Here is a 15,880-nt window from a genome sequence, read left to right on the forward strand (position 1 = left end):
AAGGGACCTGCGCTAGGGCACAGAACGCAGCGCCGCGTTTCCGGCGTGGTTGCATAGACTAGCGTCGTCACTGGCGCTAGCGCTCAGACCAAATACTCATAGCGCGGCGAACGCCGCTAAGGGGTCCAACTCTTCGATCGGCCTCAATGGCGAAAGCATGGACAGCGCATACAGCGCAATTTCCGCTTTGTTGATAATCTTGATTGTCTTCGACAACATTGGGTCGACGCGATAGTTCGACCTGTCATGTAGGATATGGCAGGGTCCATATCGCTCAACACAAAGGCGCTCATGAGGTTATCAAAGTCTGTGAGACCGGGACTTTTGCACAGGTCGCTGGGTCCCGAAAGATCGGGTGGCGAGGTGAAACGGGCCTTGGCTGTCGTCACTAAAACAAAGGTTGTTGAGAAGGAATCCCGGGTCAACAGCTAGGTGTTTTTCGCCAGCGTCTAAGGAGGGAAGGGGGGTGTAACGGCGGGTCAATAAAGGTGGAGATGTCGCCAGTTCCGCACATTGTAGTATGTATATAGCATCTTAGAATAATGAAGCGGAATTTTCCGAGAAAATAATGATCAAATTTTACGTTCGAAAGAAAAGAGGGGGCGAATTTTACTCTGGCGTACACAAGTCCGTGATCAAAATTATCGATATAATAAACAGACAGGTTTGAATGTATCGCGAAAATACAGGATATTACTTTAACTTGCTTGGGACTTTAGGTGGAGTTGGGGCTTTCCTGCTGGCTCCCCACAAGAACTGTTTCCGGAATATCGTCGAATGATGCGTAGTTGAGGTCGTAGAGACGCGCGTAAAGCTTGCGGTTCGCCATGAGTTGCTGGTGGCTGCCGCTTTCTACCAGTTCACCGTTCTGCAGAACGATGATCCGGTCGGCCTCGCGGATGGTCGCCAGCCTGTGAGCGATCACCAGGCCGGTGCGACCCTCCAGCAATTTCACTAGCGCCTTCTGGATCAGCATCTCCGTATAGCTGTCGATATTCGCCGTCGCCTCGTCCAGCACCAGGATCTTCGCATCGGCCACCAGCGCGCGCGCGAAGGACAGAAGCTGGCGCTGTCCGAGCGAGAGATTTCCGCCGCGCTCGCCCAGCATGCTGTCGTATCCCTCAGGCAGGCGCATGATGAACTCATGCGCGCCGACGGCCTTGGCGGCTTCGATGACCTTCTCCCGCGTCGCGTCGTGCTTGTGATAACGGATGTTTTCGAACACGGTTCCGGTAAAGAGGAAAGGCTCCTGCAGCACCATGGCGATCTGGTCGCCGAGCGAATCCTGCGTCAGCGCGCGGACATCGTGGCCGCCGACGAGCACCTGTCCCTGCTGAACATCATAGAAACGATGGATCAGCGACATACAGCTCGACTTGCCCGAGCCGGTCGGGCCGACCAGAGCGACCGTTTCGCCCGGATTGACCTTGAAAGAGACATGTTTAAGCACCGGATGCTTCGGATTATAGCCAAAGACTACGTCGCGAAACTCGACGGAGCCGTCCATGTCCTTTGAGAGAACCACCGCATCGGCTGCGTCCTTGATGTCGATCGGTACATCGAGCACTTCGGTCAAGCGCTGGCCGGATGCCATGGCGCGCTGCATGACGGAGTATTGGAGCGTAAGAGAACGGATCGGGTCGAAGAAGCGCTGGATGTAGAAGAGGAAGGCTACAAGCACGCCGACGTCGAGCGCCTGGTTGAGCACGCGCGCGCCGCCGACGACGATGACCAGCGCCATGGCGACACCGGTCAGGGAATCGACGATCGGCACCATCACCTGCGCATAACGCGCCGCGGTGAGATGGGTCAGAAGGTTTGCCTTCGCCTTGTCGTCGTAGAGCGTGAAGTTGACGCCCTGCCGGTCCATGCTCTGCACGGCGCGCACGCCATGGATCGCCTCGGCCAAGGCGCCGTTGGCCACCGAATTGGTCTCGTGCGCGGCCATGAACGACTTGCGCGCAAGCGGCAGCCAGAAGAGACGCACGATGAACAGGATCGGCAGGACCGAAAGCGTCAGCAGCCCAAGTTTCGGATCGAGATAAAGCATGACGCCGACGATACCGACGAGGAGCGTCATATCGCCGACTGAGAGAACCGATGTTTCCAGGAATTCCTGCATCGAATTGACGTCGCCCTGCAGGCGCGACATCAGGCGGCCTACCTCGGTCTTATCCATGAAGGACAGCGAGACGCGCTGCAGATGCGAGAACATTTGCCGGCGAATGTCGAAGAGCACGTTTTCGGCCACTCCGCCGACCAGTGTTTCCTGCGCGTAGCTCGCCCCGTAATTGATGAGGATCGCCACGAGGAAGGCCACGACGGCCCATGTCAACGCCGAATGGCTGCCGTCCTGTTGCATGCCGTGGTCGATCGCGTAGCGGATGATCAGCGGGATCATCAGCTGCATCAGCGTGAACGTCAGGACCGCGCAGACCGAGAGCACCACGTCGCGCCGGTAGGGCCGGACGAAGGCCCAGATCCGCTTGATGACGTTGCCGTCGAACGCCTTGCCGAACATCTCCTCTTCGACGCGCTGCGATCCTACCACCGCGCGCGGCGGCCGGCGTCCGTCCTCGCGAACGTCGGAGCGTTCGGTTTCCATTTCCTCGGCCATGTCTTCCTCCCTAGGCGCTCACGGCTTCGTCGCCGGGACGCACCTGCAGATCGTAAAGCGCCTTGTAGCGCCCGCTCGCGGCCAGCAGCTCCTCGTGTGTGCCCCGCTCGACGATCTCGCCTTCCTCTATGAACAATATCTGGTCCGCATGCATCAGCGAGCTCAGCCGGTGGGCGACGATGATCGTCACCCGGTCGGCGGCGTATTTGCGCATCGCGGAGCGGATGCGTTGCTCGGTCGCGGCATCGATTGCGGCCGTGGAATCGTCGAAGACCATCACCGCGGGCTTCAGCATCAGGGCACGGGCGATCGACAGGCGTTGGCGCTGGCCGCCGGAGAGCGACACGCCGCGTTCGCCGACGACGGTGTCATAGCCCGTCGGCAGGCCGAGCACGTAGTTGTGCAGCTGCGCGCTTTCGCTGGCGCCGGCGATACGGCTTTCCTTCGCCCATGGGTCGCCATAGGCGATGTTGTTCTCGATCGATGTCGTGAAGAGGAAGGAATCCTGCTGCACGATGGAGACGGAGCGACGCAGCGACTGAAGCGTCGCCTTGCGCACATCCTGGCCGTCGATTGTGACGCGGCCGCCGGTGACATCGTAGAACCGGGGGATCAGATGTGCGAGCGTCGACTTGCCGCTGCCGGGCGGGCCGACGATGCCGATTGTCTCGCCACGCTTTGCCTCGAAAGAGATACCGCGCAACGCCTGCTGCGTCGGCGTGCTTGGATAGCCGAAGCTTACATTCTCGAACCGAAGCGTACCCTCGGTGATCTTCAACTCCCTAGCATCCGGCGCGTCGCGAACGGCGATCTCGAGATCGAGTAACTCGAACAGTCGCGTGCCGCAGGTTGAAGCGCGGGCGAAGGCGTTGACCATCAGACCGAGCTGGCGCACCGGCATCTGCAGGATGGTCATGAAGGTGAGGAAGGATGCGAGCGTACCGACCGTGATTTCGCCCGATATCACCTTGCCGCCGCCGACCCAGAGCACGAGGCCCATGGCGGCGAAGAAAGAGAAGGTCATGGCGCTGGTGTTGACGACGCGGATACCGACGCGTTGATGCGCGAGCTCCAGCGCGCTCTTCGACGCCGCATCGAACTTCGAGATCTCGTAGGCGTGGGACGCGAAGGCGCGGACGACGCGAATGCCGCCGAGGTTTTCTTCCATGATCCGGGTCAGGACCGAAAGCCGCTCCTGCAGCACCAGCCATGTTGCGCGCAACCGCAGCTGCGTCACCGATGAACGCCAGCCGACGAAGGGCACGAAGCTCAGCGCCAGCAGGCCAAGCACCACGTCGGTCGACAGAAGCATGTAGGCGCCGATACCGATCAGCATGGTCAGCAGCACCATGCGCACCAGCGCCGTAGAGAAATACATGCGCACGCCTTCCAGATCGAGTAGGCCGATGGTGATCAGGTCGCCGGAGTGCACGCTGTCGTGGAAGCTGAAGGAGAGCCGCTGGATCTTTTCGTAGCAGGCGATGCGAAGTTCGTAGCCCATGTGGTGGCCGACACTTTCGCTGTAGTAGTTCTGGACCATGGTGAAGACGCCGCGCATCACGCTGGCGCCGAGCAACAGCAAGGCTGTTGTCAGCAGCGCATCCTGGGCGACAAGTCCGGCAGCGCCGCCTTCGACGACGGCCTGGGTGTGATCCACTGCGTGCCCGAGCAGGCGCGGGATCATCAGCTGGAACGAAGAGGCAATCAGGGTGGCGCCGATCGCAAGGCCGGACTGCCATGGGTGGCGCAAGGCCATGACGGTGATGCGGACCAACGTGGAGAGGCCCTTGCCCCATCCTGCCGCAGTCGCCTTTGCCATCGAAGCCGACGGCTTCGCTACACGGTTCAAAGCATCGCTGCTCACGGTATCATTCCAAAATAGAGGTGTATCGGCGCGGGTCCGCAAGGGACGGCAAATCGATGACGGGATTGGTTAGCGTGCTTACCTTTGACGATTCGAACCGGCCGTTCAAGTAAACAATTCACCAACTGGTTATTTTATCGTGAGGCCCCGCCGGGCACCTGACCGAAAATGAAAATGGCCCGCTTTTGGCGGGCCATTCCATCGATTGTCTGGTGTTTGCGGCGAAAGGTCAGGAGGCCTCGACCGCCTTGTTTTCCGCGGCGTCATCGGTCCTGCTGGAGAAGTAGTTCGCCAGAAGCGCGCCGGAGATATTGTGCCAGACGCTGAAGATGGCACTTGGCACGGCGGCCACCGGCGAGAAATATGCGGTGGCGAGCGCGGCGCCGAGGCCGCTGTTTTGCATGCCGACTTCGATGGCCAGCGCCTTGCGCTTGTAGAGATTGAGGCCGAACGCCTTTGCGGCGAAGAAGCCGAGCAGATAGCCGAGGCCGTTGTGCAGGACGACGACTGCGAAGATCAAAAGGCCGGACTGGGCGATGGCACCCTTGCTGGCGCCGACAACGGCCGCCACGATCAGCACGATGCCGACCACGCTGACAAGCGGCAGGGCAGGCACGGTCTTTTCGACCAGGCGCGGCAGCACCTTCTGTGCCAGGAAGCCCAGCGCCAGCGGCAGGATGATGACCTGCAGGATACTCATGAACATCGCCATGGCGTTCACAGGCAGATACTGGCTGGCGAACATCCAGACGAGGAAGGGCGTGACGATCGGCGCGGCCAGCGTGGTGACGCTGGTGCAGGCGACGCTCAGCGCGACGTCGCCCTTGGCGAGATAGGTCATCACGTTGCTCGACGTGCCGCCGGGGCAGCAGCCGACGAGAATGACGCCGGCCGCGACTTCCGGCGGCATCGGGATGAGCACGGTCAAGAGCAGAGCGAGCGCCGGCATGATGACGAAGTGCGCGACGACGCCGATCGCGACCTCGACCGGGCGGCGGCTCAGTTCACGGAAGTCATCGACGGAGATCGTCAGGCCCATGCCGAACATGATGATGCCGAGCAGCGTGACGATATAGGGTGTCACATGCTTGAACACATCCGGCAGCAGGAAGCCGAGCACGGCGAACAGGATGACCCAGAGGGCGAATGTCTTGCCGACAAACGCGGAGAGTGACGTGAGGAGTTTCATGCCGATAACCTTAAGCAAACATATGCCCCGGCTTTTGAGCGCAAGGCTTTTGCTGTCAAGGCCGGTAGCGCTGCTTTCGGTTCCGATCGTTACGGATCGGGGCGTTTCGATAAGAAAATGTCCGTATTCAAGGATATTCGATCCTATATATTTCCTTTTACGTACACGTCATATTCATGCCCAATTTCCCCCGTTGAAGGCGAGCGCTAGTCTGAGTTTGCCGCGCAGCACGCATCGCCGTGGCCCCCTGCCAAGCATCTCGGCTAGCACCACGGCGACGCGCTGCCGCTCGTCCGGCAATCAGCGGCCAGCCTTCATCGCAGCGCGCAGGCAGTCATTGATACGCTCCTGCCAGCCGGGACCGTCTTCCTGGAAAAACGCCAGCACGTCGCTGTCGATCTTGATCGACACCATTTCCTTCGCATTCGGGATCGCCGGCCGCTCGACGGCCGCTGCCGGCTGCTTCTTGGTGGGTTTGAACAAGGCTTCCGCCGCATCCATTGCATTGACGGGGCGTCGGGGTGTCGTGGCCATTCTATATTCCTGTGTCGGTGAAGTTCTGGCGAAAGGTCGCCCAGCGCTCAGCGATCGTCAATCACCTCTGTATCGGGGCGATCGCCGCCGCTGGCATGTTCCGTATGCCACGACCCATCAGCGGTCTGATACTGGATTTCGGCATCGCGGCCTTCGACATGCTGTCGGCTCGCGGCGGCCTTGGCCGCGGAAAGCGCTGCGCCATGCGTGGGAAATGTTTCGGACCAGACATCGCCAAGGCGATATCCATAGCCACCATCGTGCTGTCCGACGTGATAGGTAATCTGCATCGTGCTATCTCCTGCTGCGCCCATGCCATTCGGATGGGCTCAAGGATACCTGGGAAGCACTGGGCTTGAGGTCAAGCGGGATGGTGTCTCATGGTCCGTCGCGAGGGTGATCGCGGTGCCGATTTTCAATCTTGGTAAGCCATTATGCCTCGGCGTCAGGCAGGCTTCGATGCGCGCGAAATCAGTTCGGAGTAATAGCCATCTGCTCGACCTCTATGCCGCTTGGCTCGCCGATGTTCATCGTTCGTGAGGGCTTGGCCGGTGCTTTGGGCCGCCGTACGGCTCGCTGGATGGCAGCGCCCAGAGCCGCGCCGTCGATATGGCTCGGCTGCTGCATCTGCGCGGCCTTCGGTGAAGGTGGTGCCGGCGTCGCGGAAGCGATCATGGGTGGTTGCTGGCCTATGCGGCCGGGCTTCAAGCGAACGGCGACAAGTTTCTTGGCGGTCGCGTCGTAGGCGCACTCGAACGTCATCCGGATCCAGTCCTTCTTCGGGGTCACGAAGCGGATGGAATCTCCACGGTAGATGACAACTGAGGATTGTCCCTCGGGCGGGTCGGCTTCCTGGAAGAAGCTGGCATAGGGGCGGTTTACCCATTCGAAATCGATCGGCGCCTGGGCCTCGATGGAGCGAGCGCACATCTGTGCGACGGTTTCGGAATTCGACCGGATGCAGTCTGCATCGCATAGCGTTGCGGCCGCAGGCGCGGTCGACCCGGTCTGTTGCGCCAAAGTGGGCGTGGAGAAAACAGCAGGCAATACAACACATGCCGCCAGAGCGTTACGCACGGACACCGATCGCTCCTCCCGTCAATTCCCGTGTTTTGCATCAAACAACACTAGTCGCGGCAAATGTTCAACGCGGATATTTGAATATTAGCGATTATTTATGTACGCCTTTTGGATGATGCTCGTTTGAAGCGATTTACAGTTGTATAACGTATATATTTGTGTGCTTTATTAAGAAATCGGTAACCTTGGGTGTATTGCGTCAGTTCCGAATACAAGCGGCACAGAGAAATTCTCATAATTGGAGGACGAAAAATGAGAACTAATCTTCTTTTGTCTACGGCTGTCGTCGCGCTTCTCGGCGCAACGTCTGCCTTCGCGGGCAGCAATACTGTCTATTTCACGCAGACTGACAGCGGTCAGAATGCCCAGATCAACCAGACCGGCGGCTTCAACACCATCGGTTACTCGTGGCGGCCCTTCATTCAGCAAAACGGCGGGCTTTCCGGCCAGAATGCGCTGACGATCAACCAATCCGGTAGCAACAACTGGGTTGCGCGTGATGCGCAGGGCTACCAGTCGGGCACACAGAACAACGCCGCAATCAATCAGTCCGGTAACGGCAACGACATTGAGCTGCAGCAGTCCGGTACTCAGAACGGCTATGGCTACGTGGCCTACAATAACGGGGGTGCCTACAATTCCATCGTGCAGGATGGAACTGCGACATCGAGCAAGGTCAGCGTTGTCCAGAATGGTTACCGTAATGGATTCGACGTTCTGCAAGGCGGCCTCAATAACAACACGTCCCTCAATCAGAGCGGCAACGGCGGCGTCGCCTATGTTCGTCAAGGCACGTGGGGCGGTGATCAGTCCACGGGCCGCGTGATCGGGCCTGGCAGCAACAATTCGATTGCAATCAACCAGACCACCGGTACGGCGAGCGGCGTTATCGCTCTGCAAGGCAGTGGTGACGGCAACAGCATGAACATCGGGCAATCCGGCGATCAGCTGTATGTCAACGCCTATCAGCAAGGTTTCGCCAACCAGATTTCGTCGACGCAGGCCGGCGTTTTCTCGAATGCGTCGATCGTGCAGGTTGGCAACAACAACAACGTACAGAGCTACCAGGGGAACTACGCCTTGGCGACCCTCACGCAGACGGGCAACGGCAACCAGATCTATGGCACGCAGATCAACGGCGTGGGCGGGTATCAGAACGTCGCGACCGTCACGCAAAACGGTTCAAATAACTACGCGAACTACGGTCAGGACGGTTACGCCAACAATATCAATCTGTCTCAGACCAACGATGGCAACATCTCGGTAACGGCGCAGAACGGTGTTGGCAACGTCCTCAACATCGTCCAGAACTAACCGCATGGCATACAGTGGGGCGGCTACGTCGCCCCACTTCCACAGGAGGGGTGGAATGGGTGGAATGGATATGGGGTCTCCCCCGGCAATTTCGTGCACGGTCGATGCCACGCGCTCCAAGAGCGCAATCCGCCTGAGAGGGCGGATCGTCAGTCCTGTGCCGGCCTTCGGCAAATACCGCTTCGAGGTTCTCAAGGAGGGCCGCAGCGGCAATTCCAATGTCACGCAATCCGGTTCCTTCAGCATCCCGACCAGTGATCCCGTTTTCGTCGGTGAATCGAAACTCGATTACGCCAGAGGCACGCGCGTTCGCGTGCAACTGAGCGGCGACGCGCTTGGCGCCGAGTTCGAATGCGTTTTCGACGAGGTCTCCAATGGCAAATAGATCAGCCTTACAATTCGCATCGGCGACAGCCGGGCTCATTTTCGCGCTCATGGGCGCCACGGCTTCCGCGCAGGACGCAGGATCAGCCTATACCGATCTCGGCAACTATCTGCTGGCACCGCAGCCCGCCAGCACGGCCACGCCAAGCGGCGGCGGCAATATCGCGACGGTCGAGCAGACTGGGTCGAACAACTCCGCTTCGATCACGCAGAACGGCGTCGGGAACCGCATTTCCGAGACGCAGATCGGCGACGGCAACTGGGTCTCCTATTCGGTGACCGGCGATGCAAACGCGGTCGAGAGCCTGCAGGTCGGCAACAATAACAGCGCCAGCGTCGCACTGACCGGAAGCAACAACACGGTCCTGCAGACGCAGATGGGCAATGGCTTGAGCTACGGCCTGTCCTCGACGGTCAGCGGGCAGACCATCACGGTCCAACAATTCAGTCAGAGGTAGCGGCGATGGCACAACGTCTGAGAAGTGTATTAGGTGGCCTGGCGGTTCTGCTCTCGGCCTGCGCGGCGCAGGCCGGCAGCCTGGTCTATACACCGGTCAATCCGGCCTTCGGCGGCAGCCCGCTGAACGGAAACTGGATGATGTCGCAGGCCGATGCGCAGAACCAGCACAAGGACAGCGGCAAGTCCGCGATATCCGGCCCCTCGGCGCTGACCCCCGGGCAGATGTTCGCCAACCAGCTGACCAGCCAGCTTTACGCCTCGCTCGCCAATCAGATCACGGAATCCCTGTTCGGCGCGAATGCCCAGACAAGCGGGAGCTACACGCTGGCCGGAACGACGATCTCCTTCGTGCGCGTCGGTGGTGAAATTCAGATCAGCATCAATGACGGCTCGACGATCACCAATGTGACCGTGCCTGCGACCCCGTAAAGCGCCTCAACGTCTCGTGGAAGTACCGCGTATGAAAATGGTTCGAGTTCTCGCTATCCTTAGTGCCTTGCTGCTTACGGGCTGCGTGGAGACAACAGCCACCAAGGAACCGCTTCAGGAGCCGCCGGTGGTAACGCCGCCGTCGCCGACGCGCACAAACCTCGAAAACCTTCCGCCGCCGGCGAAGAAGGTCGATATCGCCGTCTACCAGTTCCCCGATCTCACCGGCAAGAACGAGCCGAACGACAATGTCGCGGTCTTCTCCCGGGCCGTGACCCAGGGTGGCTCGGGCCTGATCATCGATGCGCTAAAGCGCGCGGGCGGCGGCAACTGGTTTACCGTGGTCGAGCGCACGGGCCTGAACGATCTTCTGCAGGAGCGCCAGCTGATCCGCGCCACGCGGCAGGAATATTCGATGGACGCGATGAAGACATTGCCGCCCATCCGCTTCGCCGGGCTCATCGTTCAAGGCGGCATCCTGACCTATGATGCCAACACGATCACCGGCGGCGTCGGGGCTAATTTCCTCGGCATCGGCGCCGATGCGCAATATCGTCGAGACGTGGTCACTGTCGGCGTCCGTATCGTGTCGGTGCAGACGGGCGAGGTGCTCCTGAGCGTCACGACGACGAAGACCGTCTATTCCGCCGGCGTGAACGCCAATGTCTACAAGTTCGTCTCGACGGACAAGTTGCTGCAGATCGAGGCCGGTTACACCCGCAACGAACCGACGCAGCTCGCCGTCCGGCAGGCGATCGACCTCGCGGTCTACGCCACTGTCATGGAAGGCGTGCGCTCGGGAATATGGAGCTTCAGCAATCCGGCCGTCGCCACACCGCTCGTCAACGAGTACGTCAAGCGCGATCGGCCGGGCGATGTCGCGGCGATCGAAAACGCGGAGGCCGTCAAGACATTCTGACCTCGATGCCGTTGCCGCCGTCGTTCCGCTGCCTAGCTCAGCTGATGGATTTTCACCTGAGGAACGACCGACTTGGCGATCTCGCAAAGATGCAGATGGTGCGTGAGATAGATCACCTGGCCCACTTTCGCCATCTCGCCAAGCAGGCGGAACACCTCCTCGGAGCGGGGATTGTCGAAGCTCTCCATGATATCGTCGGCGACGAACGGCACAGCCGGCCGAACGGCCGCGAACTCCTCGTAACCAGCCAGCCTCAGCGCCAGATAGAGCTGGAACTGCGTTCCCGTCGACATGGAATCGGCGAGTTTCGATCCCCCATCGCGCGATACGCCGATCAGGATCTCCTTGTCCTTATCTGGCTGCGTGGCGAGGCCCGAGTAATTGCCGCCGGTGATCGTCTGAAACGCTTGTGAAGCGCGGTTCATCATCGAGCTGCGATGCCTGTCGCGATAGAGATGCAGCGCCTGTTCGGCCGCCAGCGTGCCGGTTCGAAGCGTTAGGTAGCGGATGGCGAGCGCCTCGATCTCAAGCAGAAGCGTCCGGCGCTTGGCTTCGATGCGGGCAACCGCGTCGTCGCCGCCCACGGCATCGAGCTTGTCCTTGGCGCGGGTCATGTCGGCATAGAGTTCCCGCGCGCGCTCCGTAAGATCCTCGATCCGGGCTTCAAGATTGAGCGCGCTGTGCTCGACCTCGGCGGCGTCTATCTCGGACAACAGCCGTGCCGCGTCCTCATATGTCCTGGTGCGCAGCCCCTGGGCAATCTTCTCGCGAAGCTCCGCCATGCGCTTCTCGATCCGGTCCCGCTCCTTGGCTGCCTCAAGATAGCTTCCGACAGTCGCCAGAGTGTCGGCGCCGAAATAGCTCGTCAGTTCCGCCTTGCGGGCGTTGTGAATGGCAAGCTCCGCGTCGAGTGCCTGGCGATCGGCCTGCAGCTTTTCAAGCGTGACCTGTCTGTCCGCGCGATGCTGCTGATCGCGCAAGGCGGCGTTGTAACGCTCGACGAGCGCATTGGCGGCGGCGAGCACATCGCCTGAATGGATATCGGCCTCTGTCTGTCCAAGAATATTGGCCAACTCGGCCCGAAATTGCCTCTGGTCATTCTCCATTGCCGAAACCCGCTGCGCGAGATCCTGACGCTCCTTCAATACGCCAGGCAGGCTTGCAAGTGTAGACAGAATAGCACTGACGGCGGCAACAGACGTGGCCTTGTAGGCAAACCATGTGACTGACAGCGCCTCCGTCCAGGCATCACGCCATGTATCCGCCGCGAGAACCGCCTGCTGATGGTCACGCTCCCGCTCCGCGATATCGCGTGTCAGCCCGCTCACCGCCTTCTTATGGTTGGCACGCGCCTCCTCCCGGCTCCTGCTGTCGGCGAGCAGTCTCGCTGCCGCTCGCGTCAGGTCTGCGATCGGCATGTCGGCATCAAACCGCGCGCCGGCTTCGGTCAGGGCTGCCTCGAGTTCGGTGCGATGCCGCCCGAGTTCGGAGCGGAGCGCCTCGAGTTCATATTCGCTTTTCTTCAGATCATCCTGGGCCGAAAGCGCAACACTCCGCCTGCCGGTCCAGCTCTCAAGCGCAACCAGCCGCTCCAGCGCATCCGGCCCGGCCTCGATGGCATCGGGCAAATATGTGCCGATCTTGTCCGCCAAGGCATCGTGATCCCCCCGCGCTTCCGCAAGCAACTCCTGCTGCCGATCGATAGCGGCCGCGCCGGCGGCGGCGGCAAGCGTCAGCTGGCGGAGGTCGGCGAGTTCCTTTGCGCGAGCCAACCGATTGTCCGTTGCGGCATCGTCTTGCCCCATCGCCTGCTCGAATGTGGAAGCGGTGGCGCCGTCGAGCGTGGTGAGATGGCTCTGCCAGGCCGCGTCGCGCGCTCTACGCAAGGCCTGTGCCGCGCTGTCGTCGACCGTGCCCTCGCTCGCAAACGCAGCGATCCGCGCCAAAGTCGCGGCTCGTTCGCTGGTGAGGTCGCGAAGCTTGCCGCGATGCTCGCTCACGCGCTTGTCGATCGACGTCGCTTGCGATCGCCACATATCCAGTTGTCGTGAGTCCGCCGACTTCATCGCCGCCAACTCGTCCAAGTCGCCCGACCAAGGCACCAGCAGCGCGATGCGATCGTCGAGATTGCGGTGGACCTGGCGATAGGAGCGCTCCTCGACGGCGAGACGCGAGAGCAGGTCTGTATCCGTCAGCCTGGCGAGTGCGGTCTCGGTGCGAGATTGCGCATCGGGTTCCAGTCCGATTTCACCGTCAAATTCGGCCGCGTCTTCCTTCAAGCGATTGAGCGTATCGTTGGCGCGCTTGAGCTCGCGCTCGGCGGAAGCGATCTCCGCGTCGATCCCAGAGCGTTTCTCCATCAAGTCGCGGATGGCGCCAACGGATGGCGCTGGCAGCAACAACCTCTCGGGATTTGTATGTCCCGCCTGATCAAGATCGAACAGCAACCGCGACAGGATGCCCTCCTGTTCGGCCAGTGCGTTTCTGCGCTTCGGCAGATCGTCCGCGGCCGCCCGATAGCGCGCTCGGCCAATCTCCAGCGTTTCCATCGCCGCGCCAATCGACAGGGCCTGCTCATCGACGACCATGTCGTCGATCTCATCCGACAATTGGCGAATGGAGCGTTCGGCGGTCTCCGCGAGCGCCTGCAACCGTGTCTCGTCGCGCGAAAGCTGCGGCAGCAGCGCGAACCAATCCGCCGGCGGCCGTGGCAGTTCGCCAAGGCCGGCGAATTCCGCCGCAAGTCGGTCGAGTTCGGATGTCAGCGGCAGCGTTGCGAGAATGCGGTTCAGCTCCGCCTGCCGAAGCTTGGCCTCGGCCAATTCGGCGTTAGCCGCATCGTAGGATGCGCTGGCCTGCGTCAAGGTTACCGCGAGCACCGAATAGGCGGCCGCGAAGGTGTCGATGGCGTTGCGCTCGTTCTTCAGCGCTTCGAGCGCTCGCTTCAGCTCGGCGAGCTTGGTGCTTGAAGAACGCTTGCGATGAATAGCGGCCGCATCGTCCGCCGCCATGACCAGCGATCTGTTGAGGCCGGCGAGGCCCGAGCTTGCCGAAAACAGCAATTCGCCCAATTCGCCCTTGCTCTGGACGATCGCCTGCCCGCCCTCTTTCAGGGAGTGGTCGTCGAGCGAAAACATTGTCCTGTAGGCATCGCGCCCGATCCCGCCGAGTGCTGTCGACAGCATGCCCTCGTTGACCGGCTGACCGCTGCTGTTGACGAGACTGCCGGTTCGACGCTTCAGCCGCACGAGCTCATGCTCGCCGCCGTCGAACTCCAGCCGCGCGCCGATCTGCATGGAATTATAGGGATGAATAAAGTTGTAGTCGCTGGTGGCGCCGATCCCGAAGAGCAAATCGAGAAAGGCATCGAATGTGGTCGATTTTCCTGCCTCGTTCAGGCCGTATATAATGTGAAGGTCCGGCTCGCCCTTGGAGGGCTGACCGAAATCGATCGAATGGTCGGTAAATTTCCCGTAGCGGGTCAGGTCGAGACGGCGAAGGCGCATCAGTTCTCTCCGTGATCCCAGGTCTTCATTCTGGCGGTGATGTCGTCGGCACCTTCAAGCATCAACTCATCTATAAAGCGCTCGAAGCTCGCCGGGTCGTCGCCGGCAAATCGACGGCTTTCCGGCGGCAGGTCCGCGAGCAGGTCCTTGACCATCTCGCCGATCTCGTCGCGAAAGCCGGCGCTCGCCATGACCCGGTCGCGCATAAGCTGGCCAAGCTCGATGACAGGATCAGCGGTGACTTTCCCAACCTCCTCGGGCGTGTGCACAGCAAGCTCCAGCTTTTCGATCCAGGTCTGGCCGATGCGATCGCCGCGTTCCTCTGCCTCGGTGCGCAGGAGATCGATATCGCGATGAAGGCGCCACGATAGCGGCGTCTGCCCAGTGAGCCGCAAGCGAGCGACGAGGTGAGGCGAGGCAGTCGCCTCGCGTTGCCGCGCCAGCGCTAGCTCGATGGCGCCTGCCGCCTCCCGCCATTCCGAGATATCGGTGAGATCGACGCCCACCCGTTCGAATTGAGCAACACTGGTCAGACGCTCCTCGATGGTGATCGTCCGGTCATCCGCGATCGTCACCAGTGATACGGTCTTGGCGCCGGCCTCGTTGATGTCGCGGCCCTGCGGCATGCCGGGCATGATCACCGTGCGTGCGCCGTGATGGTGCGTCCGCTGATGGATATGCCCAAGCGCCCAGTAATCGAAGCCGGAGGCATGTAGCTCCGAGACGCTGCAGGGCGCATAGACGTCATGCCCCTGTGCGCCGGCGAGGCTCGTATGCATGATACCGATATTGACCGCGCCCGCGAGCGGCGCCCTGAATTTCGGCAGCAGCGATTCTGGCGCTTGCGGCTTGGCGAAGCTCAAGCCATGGATCGCGATATCGAGACCATCCTTGATGCGCTCGACGGCTTCCGCGCGCCCGCCGAACACCTTGACGTTGTCAGGGAGTACGAGCTCCTGGGTGATCTTGGAAAGCGCGTCGTGGTTGCCGCGTATCTTGTAGGCCGCGATCCCAGCCGCATTCAGCCGCTGCATCTGCGCGGCCAGAAAGCGCGCCGTCTTCATAGACGTCTGATCGCCATCATAGAGGTCGCCGGCAATGATCAGTGCGTCGACCTGTTCTTCCAGGCAGAGGTCGATGATCGAAACGAAAGCCGCCCGCGTGGCGTTGCCGATCAGTTCGGCCAGCGCTTCATCGCGCAGTGCAAGCGAGCGCAGGGGGGAATCCAGGTGAATGTCGGCGGTATGTACGAAGCGAAACGGCATCAGATCCTCAAGGGTGCGCGTCACTATATGGCAGATCGGTCCTGCTCATGCCACCGTCAGCCGGCGTCTGGTCTTTAAGCAGGCCGGGGAAGGCACAACCTCGACAGTTTCAACGCCGTTTCCGGCACCGAAACGAGCCTTCTGGAAATTCCCTATCAAAATCAGTCAGTTGCCAGAAACTGCGATTTTTTGAAAAAGGCTTGTTGACTTGTTTGGCTCTGGGGCCTTATAAGCCGCTTCACAGAACGAGGGCGGCGGCGCTGCTGGCGACGGTGACTTTCGCTCTGGATTTCTTTGATTGGCTGCGATGCTGATTGGT

Annotated in this window: 13 protein-coding genes; 5 read left to right on the forward strand and 8 right to left on the reverse strand. The window is 60.8% G+C overall.

Going from position 1 to position 15,880, the window contains the following annotated elements:
• Positions 1 to 715 precede the first annotated feature (715 nt).
• The 6 genes from D460_RS0122600 to D460_RS33605 all read right to left on the reverse strand — a co-directional run bounded on the left by D460_RS0122600 (position 716) and on the right by D460_RS33605 (position 7,287).
• On the reverse strand, positions 716 to 2,617 hold the full coding sequence (locus D460_RS0122600) for an ABC transporter ATP-binding protein (RefSeq protein ID WP_018900874.1): 1,902 nt from the start codon (positions 2,615 to 2,617) through the stop codon (positions 716 to 718).
• A gap of 10 nt (positions 2,618 to 2,627) precedes the next feature.
• Positions 2,628 to 4,436 (reverse strand): ABC transporter ATP-binding protein, encoded by a 1,809-nt coding sequence (locus D460_RS0122605; RefSeq protein WP_037111925.1) that lies wholly within the window; start codon positions 4,434 to 4,436, stop codon positions 2,628 to 2,630.
• Positions 4,437 to 4,710: 274 nt separating this feature from the next.
• Positions 4,711 to 5,670, reverse strand: a complete 960-nt coding sequence (locus D460_RS0122610) for a bile acid:sodium symporter family protein (RefSeq protein WP_026283420.1) — start codon at positions 5,668 to 5,670, stop codon at positions 4,711 to 4,713.
• A 300-nt stretch (positions 5,671 to 5,970) separates the two neighbouring features.
• Complete coding sequence (locus tag D460_RS0122615; protein ID WP_018900877.1) at positions 5,971 to 6,204, reverse strand: BrnA antitoxin family protein; 234 nt, start codon at positions 6,202 to 6,204, stop codon at positions 5,971 to 5,973.
• A gap of 47 nt (positions 6,205 to 6,251) precedes the next feature.
• Positions 6,252 to 6,494 (reverse strand): DUF2188 domain-containing protein, encoded by a 243-nt coding sequence (locus D460_RS0122620; RefSeq protein WP_018900878.1) that lies wholly within the window; start codon positions 6,492 to 6,494, stop codon positions 6,252 to 6,254.
• A gap of 181 nt (positions 6,495 to 6,675) precedes the next feature.
• A complete protein-coding gene (locus D460_RS33605; protein ID WP_155947830.1) occupies positions 6,676 to 7,287 on the reverse strand; it encodes a hypothetical protein in 612 nt (203 codons plus the stop codon).
• A 249-nt stretch (positions 7,288 to 7,536) separates the two neighbouring features.
• On the opposite strand from D460_RS33605, the gene D460_RS33610 reads away from it, so the two are divergent.
• From D460_RS33610 to D460_RS33620, 5 genes are read left to right on the forward strand one after another with little or no spacing between them, the layout of a single operon-like run.
• Entirely contained in the window at positions 7,537 to 8,598 is a 1,062-nt protein-coding gene (locus D460_RS33610) for a curlin (RefSeq protein ID WP_155947831.1), read from the forward strand.
• 55 nt (positions 8,599 to 8,653) lie between these two features.
• A complete protein-coding gene (csgH, locus tag D460_RS0122635) occupies positions 8,654 to 8,983 on the forward strand; it encodes a curli-like amyloid fiber formation chaperone CsgH (protein ID WP_155947832.1) in 330 nt (109 codons plus the stop codon).
• Positions 8,973 to 9,440 (forward strand): hypothetical protein, encoded by a 468-nt coding sequence (locus D460_RS33615; RefSeq protein ID WP_026283421.1) that lies wholly within the window; start codon positions 8,973 to 8,975, stop codon positions 9,438 to 9,440. The genes csgH and D460_RS33615 overlap by 11 nt, the downstream gene beginning before the upstream one ends.
• Before the next feature lie 5 nt (positions 9,441 to 9,445).
• The gene (locus tag D460_RS0122645) at positions 9,446 to 9,871 is read left to right on the forward strand and encodes a curli production assembly/transport component CsgF (protein WP_018900883.1); all 426 of its coding nucleotides are present in this window, start codon (positions 9,446 to 9,448) and stop codon (positions 9,869 to 9,871) included.
• 31 nt (positions 9,872 to 9,902) lie between these two features.
• Complete coding sequence (locus D460_RS33620) at positions 9,903 to 10,790, forward strand: CsgG/HfaB family protein (RefSeq protein WP_348625648.1); 888 nt, start codon at positions 9,903 to 9,905, stop codon at positions 10,788 to 10,790.
• A gap of 32 nt (positions 10,791 to 10,822) precedes the next feature.
• Here the strand turns inward: D460_RS33620 and D460_RS0122655 are convergent, their stop codons facing one another.
• Both D460_RS0122655 and D460_RS0122660 read right to left on the reverse strand, forming a co-directional pair.
• The gene (locus D460_RS0122655) at positions 10,823 to 14,296 is read right to left on the reverse strand and encodes an AAA family ATPase (protein ID WP_018900885.1); all 3,474 of its coding nucleotides are present in this window, start codon (positions 14,294 to 14,296) and stop codon (positions 10,823 to 10,825) included.
• Positions 14,296 to 15,561 carry a DNA repair exonuclease gene (locus tag D460_RS0122660; protein ID WP_018900886.1) on the reverse strand — a complete coding sequence of 422 codons (1,266 nt, stop codon included), beginning with the start codon at positions 15,559 to 15,561 and terminating at the stop codon, positions 14,296 to 14,298. The genes D460_RS0122655 and D460_RS0122660 overlap by 1 nt, the downstream gene beginning before the upstream one ends.
• Between the last annotated feature and the right edge of the window lie 319 nt (positions 15,562 to 15,880).

This window comes from Rhizobium sp. 2MFCol3.1 (assembly GCF_000377565.1).
In the GTDB taxonomy this organism is placed as follows: domain Bacteria; phylum Pseudomonadota; class Alphaproteobacteria; order Rhizobiales; family Rhizobiaceae; genus Rhizobium.